At 62.8% G+C, this 18,674-nt stretch carries 14 protein-coding genes; 9 read left to right on the forward strand and 5 right to left on the reverse strand.

Annotation, left to right across the window (positions count from 1 at the left end):
- Positions 1-3 precede the first annotated feature (3 nt).
- The 7 genes from ACF8SD_RS21525 to ACF8SD_RS21555 are packed head-to-tail and all read left to right on the forward strand — an operon-like array spanning position 4 to position 9,887.
- The gene (locus tag ACF8SD_RS21525; RefSeq protein ID WP_392484502.1) at positions 4-3,336 is read left to right on the forward strand and encodes an ImcF-related family protein; all 3,333 of its coding nucleotides are present in this window, start codon (positions 4-6) and stop codon (positions 3,334-3,336) included.
- The gene (gene tssA / locus ACF8SD_RS21530) at positions 3,333-4,919 is read left to right on the forward strand and encodes a type VI secretion system protein TssA (protein ID WP_392484503.1); all 1,587 of its coding nucleotides are present in this window, start codon (positions 3,333-3,335) and stop codon (positions 4,917-4,919) included. Before ACF8SD_RS21525 ends, tssA begins: the two co-directional genes overlap by 4 nt.
- A 23-nt stretch (positions 4,920-4,942) precedes the next feature.
- Positions 4,943-6,712: a type VI secretion system baseplate subunit TssF gene (gene tssF / locus ACF8SD_RS21535; RefSeq protein ID WP_392484504.1), complete on the forward strand. Its 1,770-nt coding sequence runs from the start codon at positions 4,943-4,945 to the stop codon at positions 6,710-6,712.
- Positions 6,676-7,767: a type VI secretion system baseplate subunit TssG gene (gene tssG, locus ACF8SD_RS21540; RefSeq protein WP_392484505.1), complete on the forward strand. Its 1,092-nt coding sequence runs from the start codon at positions 6,676-6,678 to the stop codon at positions 7,765-7,767. Before tssF ends, tssG begins: the two co-directional genes overlap by 37 nt.
- Entirely contained in the window at positions 7,748-8,284 is a 537-nt protein-coding gene (gene tssJ, locus ACF8SD_RS21545; protein ID WP_392484506.1) for a type VI secretion system lipoprotein TssJ, read from the forward strand. Before tssG ends, tssJ begins: the two co-directional genes overlap by 20 nt.
- Before the next feature lie 4 nt (positions 8,285-8,288).
- Complete coding sequence (gene tssE, locus ACF8SD_RS21550) at positions 8,289-8,729, forward strand: type VI secretion system baseplate subunit TssE (protein WP_392484507.1); 441 nt, start codon at positions 8,289-8,291, stop codon at positions 8,727-8,729.
- A gap of 21 nt (positions 8,730-8,750) precedes the next feature.
- Positions 8,751-9,887, forward strand: a complete 1,137-nt coding sequence (locus ACF8SD_RS21555; protein WP_392484508.1) for an OmpA family protein — start codon at positions 8,751-8,753, stop codon at positions 9,885-9,887.
- A gap of 70 nt (positions 9,888-9,957) precedes the next feature.
- On the opposite strand, the gene ACF8SD_RS21560 is transcribed toward ACF8SD_RS21555, so the two are convergent.
- The 4 genes from ACF8SD_RS21560 to ACF8SD_RS21575 are packed head-to-tail and all read right to left on the reverse strand — an operon-like array spanning position 9,958 to position 14,525.
- Entirely contained in the window at positions 9,958-11,631 is a 1,674-nt protein-coding gene (locus ACF8SD_RS21560) for an FAD-dependent oxidoreductase (protein ID WP_392484509.1), read from the reverse strand.
- 41 nt (positions 11,632-11,672) lie between these two features.
- A complete protein-coding gene (locus ACF8SD_RS21565) occupies positions 11,673-11,993 on the reverse strand; it encodes an NIPSNAP family protein (RefSeq protein ID WP_029887308.1) in 321 nt (106 codons plus the stop codon).
- Positions 11,978-13,711: an FAD-dependent oxidoreductase gene (locus ACF8SD_RS21570; RefSeq protein WP_392484510.1), complete on the reverse strand. Its 1,734-nt coding sequence runs from the start codon at positions 13,709-13,711 to the stop codon at positions 11,978-11,980. The genes ACF8SD_RS21565 and ACF8SD_RS21570 overlap by 16 nt, the downstream gene beginning before the upstream one ends.
- A gap of 4 nt (positions 13,712-13,715) precedes the next feature.
- Positions 13,716-14,525, reverse strand: coding sequence for a shikimate dehydrogenase family protein (locus ACF8SD_RS21575; protein ID WP_392484511.1), 810 nt, complete (start codon positions 14,523-14,525; stop codon positions 13,716-13,718).
- A gap of 153 nt (positions 14,526-14,678) precedes the next feature.
- Between ACF8SD_RS21575 and ACF8SD_RS21580 the strand changes: the two genes are divergently transcribed.
- On the forward strand, positions 14,679-15,449 hold the full coding sequence (locus ACF8SD_RS21580; RefSeq protein ID WP_173888702.1) for an IclR family transcriptional regulator C-terminal domain-containing protein: 771 nt from the start codon (positions 14,679-14,681) through the stop codon (positions 15,447-15,449).
- Between the two features lie 24 nt (positions 15,450-15,473).
- On the opposite strand, the gene ACF8SD_RS21585 is transcribed toward ACF8SD_RS21580, so the two are convergent.
- Entirely contained in the window at positions 15,474-17,324 is a 1,851-nt protein-coding gene (locus ACF8SD_RS21585; RefSeq protein ID WP_173888704.1) for an ABC transporter ATP-binding protein, read from the reverse strand.
- 387 nt (positions 17,325-17,711) lie between these two features.
- On the opposite strand from ACF8SD_RS21585, the gene dapA reads away from it, so the two are divergent.
- Positions 17,712-18,578, forward strand: coding sequence for a 4-hydroxy-tetrahydrodipicolinate synthase (gene dapA / locus ACF8SD_RS21590; RefSeq protein WP_392484512.1), 867 nt, complete (start codon positions 17,712-17,714; stop codon positions 18,576-18,578).
- Positions 18,579-18,674: the final 96 nt, after the last annotated feature.

Here is an 18,674-nt window from a genome sequence, read left to right on the forward strand (position 1 = left end):
CTTATGGATAAGAATCGAATGGGGGTGGTTGCGTTAATAAGTGCGCTAGTGTTTATTTTGTTTCTGATGCTCTGTGGATTGCTATTTATTCGTTTTGACTCAGATGGCGGATTTTTCGGTTTGAGCAAACACCAAGAGTTATTTTGGTTGATCTTTGTCGTCGGTGTTTATGTGTTGTTTATCGGGGGCGGCGGCTGGATTTTAATACGTCATATAGGCGGGGTGGCTTACGCCCGCCTAGTTGTAAAAACAAGCGACTTTGCATCGAAGAGCAAACCGGTTTTCGTTTCACAGGATGATAAGAGTCCTGAGAATATCGCTAAAATTCGCTCGCTCTTGCACCAGCGTTACGGTTGGTTCTGGCGCCGAAAGGTGTATTTGCTATTGGTGGTTGGAGGGCCCTCAGAGGTGAACTCCATCGCACCTGGGTTGGTCGATAAGCTCTGGCTGGAAGCGCGAAGCGTCGTATTGCTTTATGGGGGGAGCGTTTCAACTACTCTAGACACTCATTTGCTCGAAAAATGGCGACAGCAGTTCGGTTGGCGAGGTATCGATGCGCTGGTATGGGCCCTAACTGATCGTCAAACCGACGATCGCATTCCAATGAGTAGCGGTTTTCGCCGACTGCAAGACCTAAGCCGCTTTTTTGGTAGGACACTACCTTTGCACCTGTGGCGCATCTGCGAAAGTGACTGGGAGCAGTCAGAGCGTAATGTGACATCGATCGGTTGTGCGCTGCGTGGCCGGCTATCTGTTGCTCACTGGGATGAACGTGTGGGCGACCTGCAACGCAGGATGCGCGAACAAGGTTTGGCGCAGATGCAGAACTGCATGTCCCACGACTTTCTTCTGCGGCTCGCTCGTGACCTGCAGGTTGAGGGTGCTGGTCGATGGTATCGCTTGATTGAATCCCTCTCAGGAAGAGCCACGCCGGGCATCCAGATTCGTGGTGTGTGGTTCAGCTTGCCCGCTCAGAGTCCAGAACCGGCGTCAGCAATAGAACACCACTGGCCTGGGGATCCTGCCTGGTCAGGAATCCTCAATGACCGTTCTGCCCGTACCCGACGTTTAGGTTGGCACCCAGTCAGAGTCGCCTACGTTTTTCTGCTGGGCCTAGCTTCCATTTGGGGCATGGGCTTGTTGTTGTCCTTTGCCAGCAACCGTGTCGAAGTCGGCCGAGTGGAGGCTGCATACCGGACGCTCCAACATCCCCAAACCGGCAGTGACCCTTCGCACGCCCTGGCCGAGCTGGTCCGTGAACTGTCCCGCCTGAGCTACCGCAACGAACACGGCGCCCCCTGGCACCAACGCTTTGGCCTGAACCGCTCCGATGACCTGCGTGAGGCGGTTTGGCCACTGTATGTCGACGCCAATGACCGACTGCTTCGTGACCCGGCCGTGTCCGACCTGGAGAGGCAACTTACCGCGCTGGTCAAGCTCGCACCGGGCAGCCCGGCGCGCGCCGAGCGTGCGCAGCAGGCCTATGCCCAGCTCAAGGCCTACCTGATGTTGGCCCGCCCGGAAAAGGCCGATGCAGACTTTCTGGCCGCCACTGTGGGCGCCAGCCAGTCAGCCATGTGGCGCTTCTACGCCGAGCATCTGCCCGATCATCCGGAGTGGGCAATCAAGGCCAACCCCAAGTTAATTGGCCAAGTTCGCCAAGTACTCATGGCTGAGCTGGGGCAACGCAACGCCGAAGCCACGCTGTACCAACACGTCCTCGACACCGCCGCTAATCACTATGCCCCAATGGGCTTGCAGCAGATGGTCGGTGACACGGACGCGACCTCCCTGTTCACCAGCCGCGCGCAAGTCCCCGGCGCGTTCACCCGCGAAGCCTGGGAGGGCCAGGTCCGCATGGCTATTGACGACGCGGCCAATGCACGGCGTGAAGAAATCGACTGGGTATTGAGCGACAACGTGAACGATGTCGCGGACGAGCTGAATCCTGAGCAACTTAGAGAGCGGCTCACAGCGCGCTACTTCAGGGACTACAGCAGTGCCTGGCTGGCCTTTCTCAACAGCCTGCGTTGGCAGCAGAGTACAAGCCTGCATGACGTGATCACCCAATTGACGGTGATGAGCGATGCCCGCCAGTCGCCCCTGATCGCCCTGATGAACACCTTAAGTTACCAAGGCCAGGCAGGTATCCGTGGTCAGGCGCTGGCCGACTCACTGATCGAGTCGGCGCAGAAGCTGGTCGGGCAGAAAGCCGCACCGATGGTCGACCAGCTTGTTCAAACCTCGGTCGGCCCACTCGACAGCACGTTCGGCCCACTGATGGCCTTGCTGGGCAAAGACCCCGAAGGCCGATCCGGCAATGAGCATCTGAGCCTGCAAGCCTTCCTCACCCGCGTCACCAGCGTGCGACTGAAGCTTCAGCAGATCACCAATGCCCCAGACCCGCAGGCCATGACGCAAGTGCTGGCGCAAACCGTATTTCAAGGCAAGGGCGTCGACCTGACCGATGCGCAGGCCTATGGCAGCCTGATTGCCGCAAGCCTGGGCGCCGAGTGGGGGCCTGTGGCCCATGCGTTGTTCGTGCAGCCGTTGGCGCAGGCCTGGCAGCAGATCCTGCAGCCATCGTCCGCAGGCCTGAACCGGGATTGGCAGCGCGCCATCGTCGATGAGTGGCACGCCGCTTTCGACAACCGCTACCCCTTTGCCGCTTCCAGCAGCGATGCATCGTTGCCCATGCTCGGGCAGATGATTCGCGCCGACTCCGGGCGCATCGAGCAGTTCCTCAACAAGCAGCTCAGCGGCCTGGTACGCAAGGAGGGCAGCCGCTGGGTCATCGATCCTCGGCAGAGTCAGGGCTTGCGTTTCAACCCTGCCTTTCTGGAAGCAATCAACCAACTCGGCCAATTGGCGGATGTGCTCTATACCGACGGTGGCATGGGCATGAGCTTCGAACTGCGCGGCAAACCCGTGCAGGATGTGGTGCAGACCAGTTTCGTGCTCAACGGCGAGAAGCATCATTATTTCAACCAGCGTGAGCGCTGGCAGCGCTTTCGCTGGCCAGGGCAGGGTGACCACCCCGGCATCAGCCTGACCTGGACCGGTATCCATGGCGGCGAACGGCTGTATGCGGACTACCAAGGCACCTGGGGACTGATACGCCTGCTGGAGGAGGCCACTGTCACCCCGCTGGATGACGGCGACAGCCGTTTTCGGGTGGTACTGAGCGCGCCGGACGGCCTGGGCCTGACCTGGCACCTGCGCACGGAGCTGGGTGAAGGCCCGCTGGCACTGCTCAAGCTGCGTAGTTTCCGCCTGCCCAACGACATCTTCCTCGTGGACGATGCGCGTTTCGCCCAGAGCGGAGGCCCGCAATGAGCCTTAAAAGTCTGGTCGCCAGTTGCCTACCGGATCGCGATGCACTCGCCTTGGCCCGAGAACACAGCCAATGCTGGGAAGCCTGGCTGTCCCCCATCAGCGTTGATACGCCCGTGGGTGAAGACCCCGGTTATGACGACGATTTCCAACGCATGCGCGAAGAGGTCAACCGGCTGTCCGGTGCAGATGTAGAGTTGGTCGCACAGCTTGGGCAACGGTTGCTGCAACATGCCTGCAAAGACTTGCGCGTAGCGACGTATTACCTGTGGGCCCGCCTGCACACCGATGGCGAGCCCGGGCTGGCAGACGGCTTGAGCCTGCTGGCTGCGTTGCTGGAGCGGTATTCTGCGGACATCCTGCCGGCGCGCCCCAACAGCCGAAAAATGGCCTTGGAGTGGCTCGCCGGCAGCCGAGTGCTGGCCAGCCTGTCGTTGCACCCCCAGGTGGTCAAGGCCGAGGCCCAGCGCACCGTGGCGGCGCTAGTGTGGCTGGAGCAGGCCTTCAGCGCTTGGCCAGAAGACCAACGACCATGCCTGGACGGACTGTACACCGCGCTGTCCGCTCGCCTGGCAGTGGCGGGTGGTGTGGATGCGATCGTTCCGCAAACCAGTAGTGAATCTGCGCCAACTCATTCGGCCACCCGCCCGAGTTCGTCGTCGATCAAGTCCGGGCGAGACTTGCTGGACAGCGGGCGGCAGTTAGCGACCTACCTGCGCGAGCAACCCGAAGGCTGGCTGGCGGCCCATCGGCTGATGAAGAGCTTGCGCTGGGACACCGTGCACCAAGTCCCGCCGCAAGACGCACAGGGCATAAGCCGGCTGGCGCCCCCTCGCGGCGAATACCGTGCCCAGCTCAAGCGTTTGCACGTGCAGCAACGCTGGAGCGAATTGATCGACCAGGCCGAGCGCATGTATGCCGAAGGCGTCAACCACTTCTGGCTGGACCTGCAATGGTATCTGCACCAGGCCTTGAGCAAGTCTCCCCATCCGCACAGTAGCTGGGCAGCCGTCATCAAACATGACCTGAACACGCTGCTGCAGCGCTTGCCCGGGCTAGACACGCTGTATTGGCGCGATGGCTCGGCCTTCGCAGATGAAACCACACGCGAATGGATCGACCAGCACGTCAGCGACTGCCGCGGCGCGCAATGGCTGCCTGCTGCAGCCTCGGCAACCCCCATGGCCAGTTGCGACATCCTTGCACTGGAACCCGAGGCGCTGGCGCAAGCCGATGCTGAGGGTGTCGAGCAGGCGCTGGCCTGGCTGGCAAACCGGCCGGATACGCAGGCCGGGCGCCAGCGCTGGTTGCTGCGCCTGCTGATGGCGCGGGTGGCCGAGCAATACGGCAAGGCCGAACTGGCGATTCATTTGTTCACGGAGCTGGATACCACCGCGCACCACCACGCATTGACCGACTGGGAGCCCGAGCTGATCTTCGAGGTAAAGGCGCGTTTGCTCAAACTGCTGCGTTTGAAGGCCCAGCGCAACGATGCCGACCGGCCGGCCCTGGCACGGCAGATGGAGCGGCAGCTGGCGGCGTTGGTCGCCATTGACCCTGTACGTGCTGCGGTGCTGTGCAGCTAACTCACATTGATCAGGACCCTGTTTTGAATAAGGACAACCCAACCCTGCGCTACTTCGATGCCGAGATGCGCTACTTGCGCGAAGCGGGTAAAGAGTTCGCCCAGGCGTTCCCGGACCGTGCCGCGCAGCTGAACCTGGACAAACCCGGCGCGCAAGACCCCTATGTAGAGCGCCTGTTCGAGGGCTTCGCGTTTCTGATGGGGCGCCTGCGTGAAAAACTCGACGACGATTTGCCCGAACTGACCGAGGGGCTGGTCAGCCTGCTGTGGCCGCACTACCTGCGCACCATACCCTCGCTGGCCATCGTTGAGCTGATGCCCGATGTGAGCCAGATGAAAAGCAGCGAAACCCTTGCCAGGGGCTTTGAGGTGCTGTCTCAGCCAGTGGGGCCACAACGTACCCGCTGCCGCTATCGCACAACACAGGCTCTGACACTACAACCGCTCCAGCTGGGCGCCGTACGTCTGGATCATGAACCCGACGGGCGCGCAGTGCTGCGCCTGCGTTTTGTCCGTGGGGACCTGGCCGACTGGAATCGGCTGGATCTTTCCCGACTACCGTTGTACTTGAATGCTGATGCAGCGTTGGCCAGCGCACTGCATCAAGCACTGACCTTGAAGGTAAAAGCACTGTACGTGCGAATACCGGGCGAGGCAGAGCGCCAGCGACTTGACGCCCGTTTCAAGCCCAAGGGCTTCGCCGACGATGACCGTCTTTGGCCCAAGGGCGACAGTGCCTTCAGCGGCTATCAACTGTTGCTTGAGTACTTCACCTTCCGTGAGAAGTTCATGTTCGTCACACTGTGCGGGCTCGAGTCGCTAGCGATCCCCGCGCAGGCCCCGTGGTTCGAACTGGAAGTGGTGCTCGATGAAGCGTGGTCGCACGCCTTCATACCCAATCAGGATCACATTCGCTTGCACGCGGTGCCAGTGATCAACCTGTTTCCACTGGAAGCCGACCCACTCAACCTGGACCCGCTGCAAAACGAGTACTTGCTTCGCCCGATGCGGCTGCAGGACGGGCACACGGAAATCTATTCCGTGGACAGGGTGTCCGGTTCGAAGAACAGTGTTCGGCACGACTACGTGCCTTTCAGCAGCTTTCGCCACAAGGGTGGCATGCTCCGCGATGAAGCGCCGGAGCGGTATTTTCATACCCGCCTCAGGCAGGGCGCCAATGGCCTGCATGACACCTGGCTGATCCTGGGCGGGGAAGGCTTTGACAAGGACGTGCTGCTCCAGCGCAACAGCCTGTCACTGCGCCTTACCGGGACCAATGGCCAACTGCCGCGCAAGGCGCTGCGCAGTACGTTGCTCGACGCCACCGCACAGTCCACCCAGGCCGGGCTGCAGGTGCGCAACCTGACCTCACCCACGCTGCCGAGCTACCCGCCGAATCGTGACCGTTTCCACTGGCGAGTGCTGAGCCATCTGGGCTCGAACTTCCTGCCCATGCTCAACAGTGCCGAAGTGCTGCGCGGCACGCTGGCCTTGTACGAGTGGACGGGTAGCGAAACCAATCGCCGTCGCCTGGAGGCCATCGTTGAGGTCAGGCATCACCTTATCCAGCGGTTCGAAAAAGGCTTTCTGCTGCGCGGCGTGGATATCGAAGTGACGCTCGACAGCAATGGCTTTTCGGGGGAGGGGGACATTTGCCTGTTCGGTGAAATGCTCAGCCGCTTCTTCGCCCTGTATGCCGATATTCACTTGTGCACGCAATTGACCTTGATCCTGCAACCTACGGGGAGGTGCCTGCGATGGAGCGAACATCACAGTCAGCGTATTCCCGGCTGAAAGCAGCAGGGCTTTTGCAGGTGCTGCAGGGGCAGGTTGCCTCGGCCAATGTGTATCGCGTGTGCCAGCTACTGGAGCAGGTACTGGCTGATCACCCGCCGTTAGGCAGCACCGCCCACCCAGGTGATGACGGGGTTCGCTTTCGGCCTGATCCGGGTATGGGGTTTCCCGCAGGTGAGCTGAAGGCCATTGAGTCTGACGACACCTGCCCCGAACGACCTATCACGATACGAACGCGGCTGCTGGGTTTGTACGGTGTCGATTCCCCGCTGCCAACAGCCTACCTGGACGACATCGCCCAGCGCCGTGAAGGCCACGAAGCCGTTGAGGCGTTTCTCGACATCTTCAACCATCGGGTATTCACGCAGTTCTACCGGATCTGGCGTAAATACTCGTATCCCGCCACATTTCAGGCGGGCGGGGGCGATACCACCTCGCAATGCCTGTTGGGTTTGATTGGGCTCGGCATACCGGGTACGGCCGAGCGTATTGCCACGCCCATGTCACGCTTCCTGGCGCTGCTCAGCGTTATGCGCTTGCCCACCCGCAATGCCGAGGGCATTTCAGCGCTGGTCAAGCTGCTGGCTCCAGGCACACAGGCACATGTCACCGGCCATTGGCCGCAACGAGTGGTACTTGGGCGGCCAGCCAGCCTGGCAATGGATAACCCGGTCAGTCTCTCCCAAGGCTTGCCGCTAGGCACTGTCGGGCTTGATGCGAACAGCCAGTTGCGCCTGTTGCTGCACACCAATGACCCGGATGAGGCACGCGAGTGGCTGCCTGGTGGCCAGCTGCTGCTCGACATGCAAGTACTGCTGGAGGTGTACCTCGGGTGGCGCTGTACGGCCAGGCTACAGCTTTCCATTGCGCTGCGTCTGTTACCCGTACCGGTGCTTGGCCATACGCGAGTGAGGCTGGGCATGACCGCAGTGCTGGGTTTGCCGGCAGGCGAAGAAGCTACGGACCACACCATCACCGTCAATCTGGGTCGTTATCAAGGCCTGAAACTGAACCCTTGCAACAGGGAGGTAGCGCATGTGGCGTACCACTTCTAAACGCTTCACGGCCGTGGCGTCGGCGATACTGCTGGGCGGCTGCGGCCTCACCCAAAAGGTCGTTGACGGCACAGCCTCCACCACCCACGCGATCTTCTACAAGCAAGTCAAAACACTGCATCTGGATTTCACGGGGCGGGCAGCAATGAATACTGACAGCAACGAGATGAGCGGGTTGTCCGTTCCGGTGCTGATACGGGTCTACCAACTGCGTGATCACCAGGCACTGGACCGGGCCGCCTACGACGATCTGGTCAGCCACGGCGGGCGTGTGCTGGGTAGTGACTTGTTGAACGAAAAGGCTGTAGTGGTCAAACCTGGTGAAGCGGCTCAGCTCAGTACGCCTTTGCACTGCGAGTCCCGGTACATTGCCGTTGTTGCCTTGTTCCGAAACCCGGACCTGGAGCAAGACGCGTGGCGCCTGACCTTGCAGCGTGATGACCTCGCCCCGGACCAGCCCAGGGTCATTGAACTGGGCGACAACCGCTTGAAGTTGCGCCCGCGCGCCGAGGGCTGAGCACATGACCGAGCCAGGCCCTTCGCTTTACGAAACGCTGCTGCAGCATTACAGCGGCGAGCTGGAACTGCAGCGGGTCAGTGAGGATGACCAACTGACGCTCTCGGTTCTGGACAATCTCCAGCGCATTCTGAACAGCCGCGCCGGAACCCTCGCCCATCTGCCGGAATATGGCTTACCGGATATGGGCACGGTTTTACAAGGGTTGCCGGCCTCGGCCCATGGGTTGATGAATGACATCGTGAGCACCTTTCGCAGATATGAGCCACGGCTTGCAGAAGTCCGCATCCAACTGCTGGCGCAGCGACGGCCGGGCCACCTGGAATACGCACTCGAAGTTCGCATCAACGGCAGTGGCCGGGCCGCCTTCGGGGCCACGCTTGCGCCAGATGGAAGGGTGGTCGTGCGTCACCTGAAGCAGGAAGGCTATCTCACCAAGCCATAGACCTACAGACAAGGGGGCCAGATGACGGCGCTTTTTGAAATGCGGATTCGCCTGGGAGGCGACCCAGGCAGTTTTGATGAGTTCAAGGTGTTGCGCGGCGAGTTGGCCAAGCTTGATCACCCCGCGTGCCCTGACATTGACTGGGTAAAAGTCGAAGCGTTGTGCTTGAGGCTGTTCGAGCGCAATGGGGTGGAGCTGCAGACGGCAGTATCCTTCATCTTGGCGCGTAGTTACCGTGCAGGGCTCGCGGGTTTGACCGAGGGCGTGGCACTGCTCTGTACACTTACGGACGCGTGGCCGCGCTTGTGGCCGTTGCAAGCTTCAGCCCGTATCGATCTCATCGCTTGGTTGTTTGCCCGGTTGCATCCTTTGGTCCGAATGCTGGGGTGGGGCGGAGCGAGCCTGGCGACGTTGGGGGAACTGATCACTGAACTGGGGCAGCTGGAGCGCCGCCTGGAGCAGCTTGGCCACGCCCCCTTGGCCTCGCTGAAGGTGTTCCGACAGCAGCTCAGCAGCGTGATGCAGCGCATGTCGGGAGGCCGCGACGTGCCGATGGCGCTTGCATTGCAACCATGGGGGGCGCCCGCTACGCCAGCGCTTAGCCCACAGATCGCCGCAGTGGTCTCAGCACCACCGGCCTACAGTTTTGTGGTCGAGCCTGTGGTGCAGAAGCGCGCGGTGTTGCCCTGGCTGCTGACACTGACGGTCTGCTGTGTCTTTGCGGGATGGTTCGGCTGGCAAGAATGGGCAGCCAGGCAAGCCAAAGACGCCCCCACGCCTGAGCCCATCCAACTCGATAGCCTGAACCTGTTCGAGGCGGGCAGTGCCGAACTGAAATCAGGTTCAACCAAAGCGCTGATCAATGCATTGGTGGGTATCAAGGCTAAACCGGGTTGGCTGATCGTGATCTCCGGGCACGCGGATGCACGGGGTGATGCGAGCAGAAACCTCGACCTGTCCAGAGCCCGTGCCTTGGCCGTGCGCGACTGGATGCAGCGCATGGGTAACATCCCGGACAGTTGCTTCGCTGTGCAAGGTGTTGCCGCCAGCCAGCCAGTCAGTAGCAATGCTACCCGGCTTGGGCGCGCTGAGAATCGGCGCGTGGATATCCGAATGCTGCCACAGAGCAGCGCGTGCAACGATCTCGCCGACCTTTGACACACGAGGTAGTGCGTAACTGAACATCCAGGCCGTGTGCCAAAAGAAAGCGTAGTTTCGATAGCGGATACTAGAAACTGCTCAACGCCTTGCCAGCGATATAGCCAAAGGTCATGCCCGGCCCCAGGGTAATACCGCCGCTCGGGTAGTGCCCGCCCATCACGCTGTGCATATCGTTGCCTACCGCATACAGCCCGGGAATAGGCTGCGCCTGCTCGTTCAGCACCCGGGCGGCCGCGTCTGTTGCCAGGCCGGCAAAAGTGCCAAGGCTGCCAGGCAACAGCCTGACCGCGTAGAACGGCCCGTTCAGCAGGGGCCGTAGCGAGGGGTTGGGCCCGTGCAAGGGTTCCCCTTGGGCGCGGTTATAGGCTGACACGCCGCGGCCGTGAACGGGGTCCAGGCCCTGGGCCGCATACTGGTTGAACGCCGCCACCGTGCACTGCAACTGCGCCGCATCGATGCCACAGCGCTGTGCCAGCTGGGCCAGGCTGTCGCCCTTGTGCAAGTAGCCACAGCGTTGGTAGATGCGGGTGGGGAACGGAAAGGGTTTGGCCCAGCCAATGCCATAGCGCCGTTGCGCGGCATGGTCGCAGATCAGCCAGGCCTGCGCCGGCTCGCCCTGCGGGGTGGCGGCGAACAATGCATTCATGAAGTCGTGGTAGCAATCGGCCTCGTTGGCGAAGCGCCGGCCATCGCTGCGTACAGCAATGAAACCGGGTTTGGCGCGGTCGACCAGGTGTGGAAAGTGGCCATGACTGCCATCGCGGCGTGGCACCTGCGACACCGGTGCCCAAGCCCCGGCATGGGCACCGCAGCTATGTACCTGGCCACCGGCCCGTTCGCCCAGGCGCAGGCCGTCCCCGGTGTTTTCCCGGGGCGCGGCAGAATAATGCTGGTGACCCTGCGGCGCATGCGGCACCAGTTGCGCAATACGCTGACGATCATGCGGGAAGCCCCCGCAAGCCAGCACCACGCCACGGCGCGCATGAATCACCTGGCCGTCGGCAAACTGTGCGCCGCCGACCCGGCCTGAGCCCAGCAGGCGCGTGGCCGCTTTGCCGGTCAGCACGGTCACGCCCAGATCGAGCGCACTGCGCAGCAGGCGTGCCACCAGCGCGTTGCCATTGACCAGCTGCTGGCCGCGACGGTGCAGCAGCAGATCGCGGCCATGGCGCAGCAGCCGCCTGCCGACATGCATGGCCGCCTTGGGCGAGCGGGTGGCGTTGAAGAAGGCGGCCATGTCGGCGCCCCCGGCAATGCCCATGCCGGCCAGGCTGACAATGTCCAGCGGCGGGCGCAGCTTGTGCAGCCAAGGCCCCAGCCGGCGCCCGTCGTAGGGCAGTGCGCACAGCGAGCGGCCGCCGTGCGCACTGCCGTCACCTGCGTGCATGTCGGGCATGCGGCTGCCGCTTTGAAACTGCACGGCAGTGTGCCGCTGGAAAAACGCCACCATTTCCGGGCCGTGGTGCAGAAACGCCTGTTGGCGCGCATCCAGTTCACTGACATGGGCTTGCGCGCGCAGGTAGCGCTCCGGGGCGTCGCCTGCCTCGACGATGCCCTCGGCAACGGCCAGCGGGTTGCGGGGTATCCACAGCCAGCCGCCCGACCAGGCGCTGGTGCCACCCAGGTGGGTGGCCTTTTCGGCGATGATTACCTGCTGGCCATGGTGTGCAGCAGTCACGGCGGCCGCCAGGCCCGCGGCACCAGCGCCAATGACCAGTACGTCGCATTGCAGAGGTTGCATGGCGTTGTTCCGTAAGGGCGGTCAGAAGGGGTGTGCAGGGTTTACTGCAAGGGCGAAAAACCGGTCGGCCGCATCAGCCGTGAGTGCAGGCGCACGACTGCCCCCAGCTCCCGGTTGCGCCGCGAGAATTCCGCCCAGCGTGGGTCCGCCGCCATGGCCGCCCGGCGCGCCATGCGCTCGTCCAGGCTGCTATAGCCCCAGATGTGCACCACCTGGTTGACGTCGCCGAACTCGCTGGTGAAAAAGCCCACCAGGTTGCCCAAATGTTCGCTTTGCACCTCCAGCGCGTGGCTCTGGTACAGCGCGAGCCAGTCGGCCATTTTCAGGGGGTCGAGGGTGTAGGTTCTCAGTTCGTAGTACATGCTGGGGTCTCCGTGGGGGTGGTGGGCGCCTGCAGGCGGGCAGCGATGTGGTTGGCAGCGAGCCAGCCGAACGTCAGGGCAGGGCCCAGGGTGATGCCGGGCCCGGGGTAGGTGCCTTTCATCAGTGAGTTCATGTCGTTGCCAACCGCGTACAACCCGGCGATGGGCTGACCGTTGCGGTTCAGTACATTGGCATCGGTGTTGGTGACCAGGCCGCAGGCCGAACCGAGGTCGCCGGTGTGGAGGCGGATGGCATAGAACGGCGCGCGGGTAAGCGGCGCCAGGCAGGGGTTGGGTTGGTGCTGCGGGTCGCCCATGTAGCGGTTGTAGCTGTTGCCGCCTTTGCCGAACGCACGGTCGGTGCCCGTGGCGGCATCACGGTTGAACTGCTCAAGGGTGCGGGCAAGCCCCTCCGGGTCCACGCCGATGGCTTGGGCCAGGGCTTGCGCTGTGGTCGCCCGGTACAGGTAGCCTGCATCGACCAGCGCCTGGTTGTTCACGGGGCTGGGCCGCGCCAGGCCCAGGCCGTAGCGGTGCATCGCCTGGCCATCACACACCAGCCAGCAACTGCTGATGCCTTTGGCGAACATGGTCTGCACGAAATGGTGGTACGAGTCGGATTCGTTGACGAAGCGCCGGCCGCTGGCGTCTACCGCAATCACGCCCGGTTTGGCGCGGTCGGTCACCAGGTGCGGGAAACGTTCGTGGCGACCGTCGGCATGGCGCAGTTCGGAAACCGGTGCCCAGAAGAAGTTCGCCGCCAGGCCGTCGCCAACCGCGGCGGCCACTGCCTGGCCAAGGCGCAGTGCGGCACCGTCGTTGCTCGGCGGTGACATGCTCAGGTGCGCGCCCGCTTGCGCTGGGCGGTAGCTGGCGGCCAGCGCGCCAGCGGCGAACCCACCCATGGCGCACACCACGCCGCCTCGGGCCATTACCCGTTCATGGCGCCCGTCACGCTGTATTACCACGCCGGTGACCCTGCCGCGCTCGGTGATAAGCTCCACGGCTGCGCTGTTCAACCACAGTTGCGTGCCACGGGCGAAAGCGCTGGTGGCGAGCCGGGCGACCAGTGCGTTACCGGTCGTCAGCCGCGTGCCGCGCGGGTGCTGCAGCCTGTCCCGCCCATAGCGGGCCAACAGCTTCAGGCAGTGCCACAGTGACCGGGCTGAGCGGCGTATGCTGAGAAAGTGCTGGATGTCCACGCGGTTGACCATCATGCCGCCGAACAGCAGCATGCCGGGCGGTGGCATCTGCAGCGCTTTGAAATGCACACCGAGTCGCCTGCCGTCGTATTCGACCATTTCCAGCGCGCGCCCAAACTCGGTGGCGCCGGGGGCGTGCGGGTAGTAATCCGGCGAGTGCGGGCGCAGGGTATAGCGCAATTCGGTGTGTTGCTCCAGCCAACGCAGCGCCTGGTGACCTTGCTCGATGAAGGCGTCGGCCAGGGCTGCGTCGTAGCCGTCACCAATCACGTGTCTGAGGTAGGTGCGCATGGCCTCGGGGGAGTCTTCGGCCCCCGCCGCGCGCGCCTGGTCGGTGCCGTACAGCCACACGGCGCCGCCAGAAATGGCCGAAGTGCCACCGAAGTGCCCGGCCTTCTCCACTACCAGCACTTTCAGCCCACGGCAGGCGGCCGTAGCAGCGGTGGCTAAGCCGCCGGCGCCACTGCCCAGCACAACCAGATCGTAGCTGTGTGGTGTTGCTTCATGAGTTGGCATGGCTTCAGATCTCCAGCGGCGTCACGCCCATGAAGGCGCCCAGATGGCCGAGTTGGGCAAAGGCCATTTCCGGCCCTGTCTGGATCTTGCAGCCAACCTGCCGGGCGCGGTTGAGCAGCGGAGTCATCTCGGGCGCAGTGACCACGTCGGCTACCAGGGTTTCGGGCAGCAAGGTGGCCAGCACGGCGGCGGACAACGGCAACTCGGCACGGCTGCCCATGCCTACCGCAGAGGCATTGGCCAGCAGGTCGAAGCCTTCGAGCCCATTGAACGCGGTGTGGACCGTGAGCCCGGGGAAGGCAGTGCCAAGCAGTTCGCACAGTGCGCCCAGGCGCTCGCTGCTGGGGTCGCTGAGGGTAATACTGGCGATGCCGGCCTCGCCCAAGGCATAGGCGATGGCGCTGCCGACACCACCACAGCCCATCACCAGTGCACGCTTGCCCGCAGGCAGGAAGCCGTGCTTGCGCGCAGCGCCGAGGAAGCCGGCGCCGTCAACGTTGTCACCCAGCAAACGGCCGTCACGCTCGCGGCGCACCACATTGACCGAGCCCAGGGCCGCAGCGCGTTCGCTCAGGGCATCCAGGCGCTTGGCCAAGGCCTGCTTGTACGGCACGGTGACCACGCAACCGCGCAGGTTTTGCCAACCGCGCAGGGCACCGACAAAGCTGTCCAGCGCTGCCTCGTGCAAGTCGATGGGCAGCATGGCGACATCGCGGTGGTGGTTGGCGAACCAGGTGTTGAAGTTTTCCGGGGACTTCACCTGGGCGATGGGGGCACCGACGATGGCGACCAGTTCAGTGGAACCACGAATCATGCTGACCTCATTATTGGCGTTGTTGTGGCACCAAGGTTGAGGCAGTACAACGCAGACAACAATGCGCTTGGCGGTGAGTTGATGCGATAATCGCAACCATGCTCCGTTTATCGCATTGATCGGCCCGATTAGCTTCCCGCACTGAGGTAAGGCATGCCCACCCCCGTCATTCATCCCCGCGACCTTATCGCCGGCCTGCAAAAGGGCCTGGCGCTGATGCAGGTGTTCAGTGCCGAGCAGCCGCGCCTCAGTGTGCCGCAAGCCGCCCGCCTGTCAGGCCTCACCCCCAGCGCTGCACGGCGTTTTCTGCTGACCTTGGTGCATGAGGGCTTCGCCCAGACCGACAGCCGTGAGTACTGGCTTACACCCAAGGCCTTGCGCCTTGGGCAGGCCTATGTCGACTCGGCGCAATTGCCGCGCATGCTGCGGCCGATCATCGAGCAGGTGGCGCGGCAGACTCAGGAGCATGTGTCGGTGGGCACCCGCGATGGGGACGAAATCATTCACCTGGTGCGCAGCCGCTACAGCCATGTGACGTCGTTATCGATCCGGCCAGGTTCGCGGGTGCCGATGTATTGCACGGCCGGGGGGCGGGTGTGGCTGGCCTGGCTGGGGGAGGGCGCGCAGGCTGAATACTTTGCGCGCATTGCGCTGCAGGCCTTGACGCCATATACGCAGACTGACCCTGTGCTGCTGCAGGCCGAGTTGCAGCGGGTGAAGGCGCAAGGGTTTTGCATCGTCGACCAGGAATATGAAATCGGCATGCGCGTGCTGGGTGTGCCGTTGCTGGACCGCACCGGCCAGTTGCAGGCGACGCTGACCATTACCACCCATGCCTCACGCTTGAGCATGGATGAAATCCGCTTGCGCTATCTACCGGCATTGTACGAGGCCCAGGCATTGTTGCGGCCGGTGCTGGGTTGAGCCCAGCACCGCAGGCCGCCGGGTCTACAGAGCGTCGGCCATACCTTGGTCTTCGCCCAGGAAGCCGCCACTCTGGTGCTGCCACAGCCGGGCGTAAGTCCCTTGTTTGGCCAGCAGTTCGGCATGCGTGCCTTGCTCGATGATGCGCCCCTCGTCCATCACGATCAGCCGGTCCATGGCCGCGATCGTCGACAAGCGGTGGGCAATGGCGATGACCGTCTTGCCCTGCATCATTTCATCCAGGCTCTCCTGAATCGCCACTTCCACTTCCGAGTCCAGCGCACTGGTGGCTTCGTCCAGCAGCAGGATCGGTGCGTTCTTCAACATCACCCGGGCAATGGCAATGCGCTGGCGCTGACCCCCAGACAGCTTGATACCGCGCTCGCCCACCAGCGTGTCGTAACCACTGTTGCCCTGGCGGTCGCTGAGCTGGTCGATGAACCCGGCGGCCTGGGCATTGGCGGCGGCGGCACGAATCTGCGCGTCGGTCGCATCCGGGCGGCCATAGGCAATGTTGTCGCGAATCGAGCGGTGCAGCAGTGAGGTGTCCTGGGTGACCATGCCGATGGCACTGCGCAGGCTGTCTTGGGTGACCTTGGCAATGTTCTGCCCGTCGATGCGGATTTCACCTTGGTCCACGTCATAGAAGCGCAGCAACAGGTTGATCAAGGTGGACTTACCGGCACCCGAGCGCCCCACCAGGCCGACTTTCTCGCCGGGGCGTATGTGCAGGGTCAAGTCGTTGAGCACCTGGCGCTCGCCGTTGTAGTTGAAACTGACCTGGTCAAAACTGACTGCGCCACCTTTGCTCACCAGCGTGGTCGCATCCGCTGCATCCTGCACCTTGGGGCCGCGGGTCAGGGTGCCCATGCCGTCCTGTACAATACCGATGTTCTCGAACAGCGAAGTGATCTCCCACATGATCCAGTGCGACATGCCGTTGATCCGCAGGGCCATGGCGGTGATCGCGGCTACCGCACCGGCGCCGACCTGGCCCTGGTGCCACAGCCACAGTGCATAACCGCCAGCGCCCATGATCAAGGCCACGACCAGCGCCTGGTTGACGATTTCGAACAGGCTGACCAGGCGCATTTGGCGAAAGCCGGTCTGCTTGAAATCCTCCATGGCGGCACGCGCGAAATGCGCTTCACGGTTTGAGTGGGAGAACAGTTTCACCGTGGTGATGTTGGTATAGGCGTCGGAAACCCGCCCAGTCATCGACGAGCGGGCATTGGCCTGTTCCTGCCCGACCTTGCCCAGGCGGGGGACGAAATACAGCATGGCCAGGCCGAACAACAGCACCCAGGCAATGAAGGGCAGCATCAGTTTCAGGGCAAAACCACCGGCCAGGGCGATGATCGCGATGAAGTACACGCCGATCCCGGGCAGGATCTCGATAAGGGTGAACAACACGTCGCGTACTGCCAGTGCTGTCTGCATCACCTTGGTGGTGACCCGGCCAGAAAATTCGTCGGAGAAGAACGACAAGCTCTGGCGCAGCATCAGCCGATGGAAGTCCCAGCGCAACCGTAGCGGCAAATTGATTGCCAGCACCTGGTGCTGCACCATGGTGCGCAAGGCCACCAGCCCGACGCTGACCACCAGCACGATACCGATGCCCCACAGCACGCGGCTTTCCTCGGGGCTGACCGTGCTGCCCGCCTGCCAGGCGGCCAGCAGGTCCACTACCTGGCCAAGGAAGGCGAACAGCCAGGCCTCATAGACCGATACCCCGGCACTGAGCAATGCCAGCACCAGGATGTAACCACGGGCGCCGCGCGTACAGGCCCACATGAAGCGCAACAGCCCCATGGGCGGCGGTGGCACCTCGTCGGGCGGGAAGGGGTCGAGCCTGCGCTCAAAAATACGAAGCATGCTTGTCTCCGGGCATCTGATTTTGCGTAACCGGTAACCATACAGCACTGGGCGCAATGCGCCTGCCAATAGACACCTGCGGCGCACATTCGATCAAACCGGCAGGCTTGACAGGTATCTGCTTCCCCTACCATTATCCAGCCATCTCCACGCAACGGGCTTGCCAGTATGTCCATGACCAACCACGCCATCTTCGCTTCGGGCTTCGCCCAGGCTGGTGCGTGCGTTGCCGTTGCCAAGAAATCCAAGAAACAGCCGCTCATCTGACCGAGGCGCGCTGTCTCGTCAGGTGGGCTGACGAGACAGAAGGCTCCAGGCAACCCCGCCCGACTTCCTCCACTCTTCGCCTGCTGACGCTGACTTTCGGTCAACATCAGGAGTTTTTGCATGTCGAATTTCCGTGGTATCTGGATCGCCCTCGTCACGCCCATGCGCGCGAATGAAATCGACTTCGCCGGGCTGGAAAAGCTGGTGAAGCATTTGCTCGAAGAGGGCGTGGCCGGTTTTGTGGTGTGCGGTACTACGGGCGAGGCTGCGGCGCTGTCCAAGGCCGAGCAACTGGCGGTGCTGGATGCCGTGCTGGGCTGGGTGGAGCCGGGGAGGGTGGTGATGGGGTTGTCGGGTTACAACCTGGATGAACTGCTGGCCTTCCAGGCGCAGGTCCAGCAGCGGCCGCTGGGCGGACTGCTGGTTCCCGCACCGTGCTATATCCGCCCTTCGCAAGCGGGTATCGAAGCCTTCTTCCGCAGCGTCGCCGATGCGGCCCGCGTGCCGGTGATCGTCTACGACATACCTTACCGTACCGGCGTACGCATCGAGCAGGAAACCCTGCGGCGTATCGTGCGCCACCCGCGCATTGCTGCGGTCAAGGACTGCAGTGGCGACCTGGAAACCACCCTGGCGCTGATCCAGGACGGTAACGCCCAAGTGCTGGCCGGTGAAGACCTGCAGATCTTCAACAACCTGTGCCTGGGGGGCGCGGGGGCCATTTCGGCTTCGGCGCATGTGCGGGCGGACCTTTACGTGCGCATGCTGCGCCAGGTGGACGCAGGTGACTGGGCGGCCGCGCGCGGCACTTTCTACCAACTGCTGCCATGGCTGAAAATGGCCTTTGCCGAGCCCAACCCCGCTGTGGTCAAGGCGGCATTGATGCTGCAGTGCCTGATTGGCGATGAGTTGCGCGCCCCTATGCAGGCGTGCACGGCGGCGACCCGGGGTAAGCTGCAAGAGGTGCTGGCCGCACTCGGCGCCTGAGCCAGGGTATCTTCACGGGGGCACGGGGAGTAGCATCGGCCCCATGCGCCTTCACCGCGTCCAGGTTTCCACCGGGTGCCAGAGTAAGAAGGCATC

Source organism: Pseudomonas sp. CJQ_9, from assembly GCF_043106615.1.
Classification (GTDB): Bacteria; Pseudomonadota; Gammaproteobacteria; order Pseudomonadales; family Pseudomonadaceae; genus Aquipseudomonas; species Aquipseudomonas juntendi.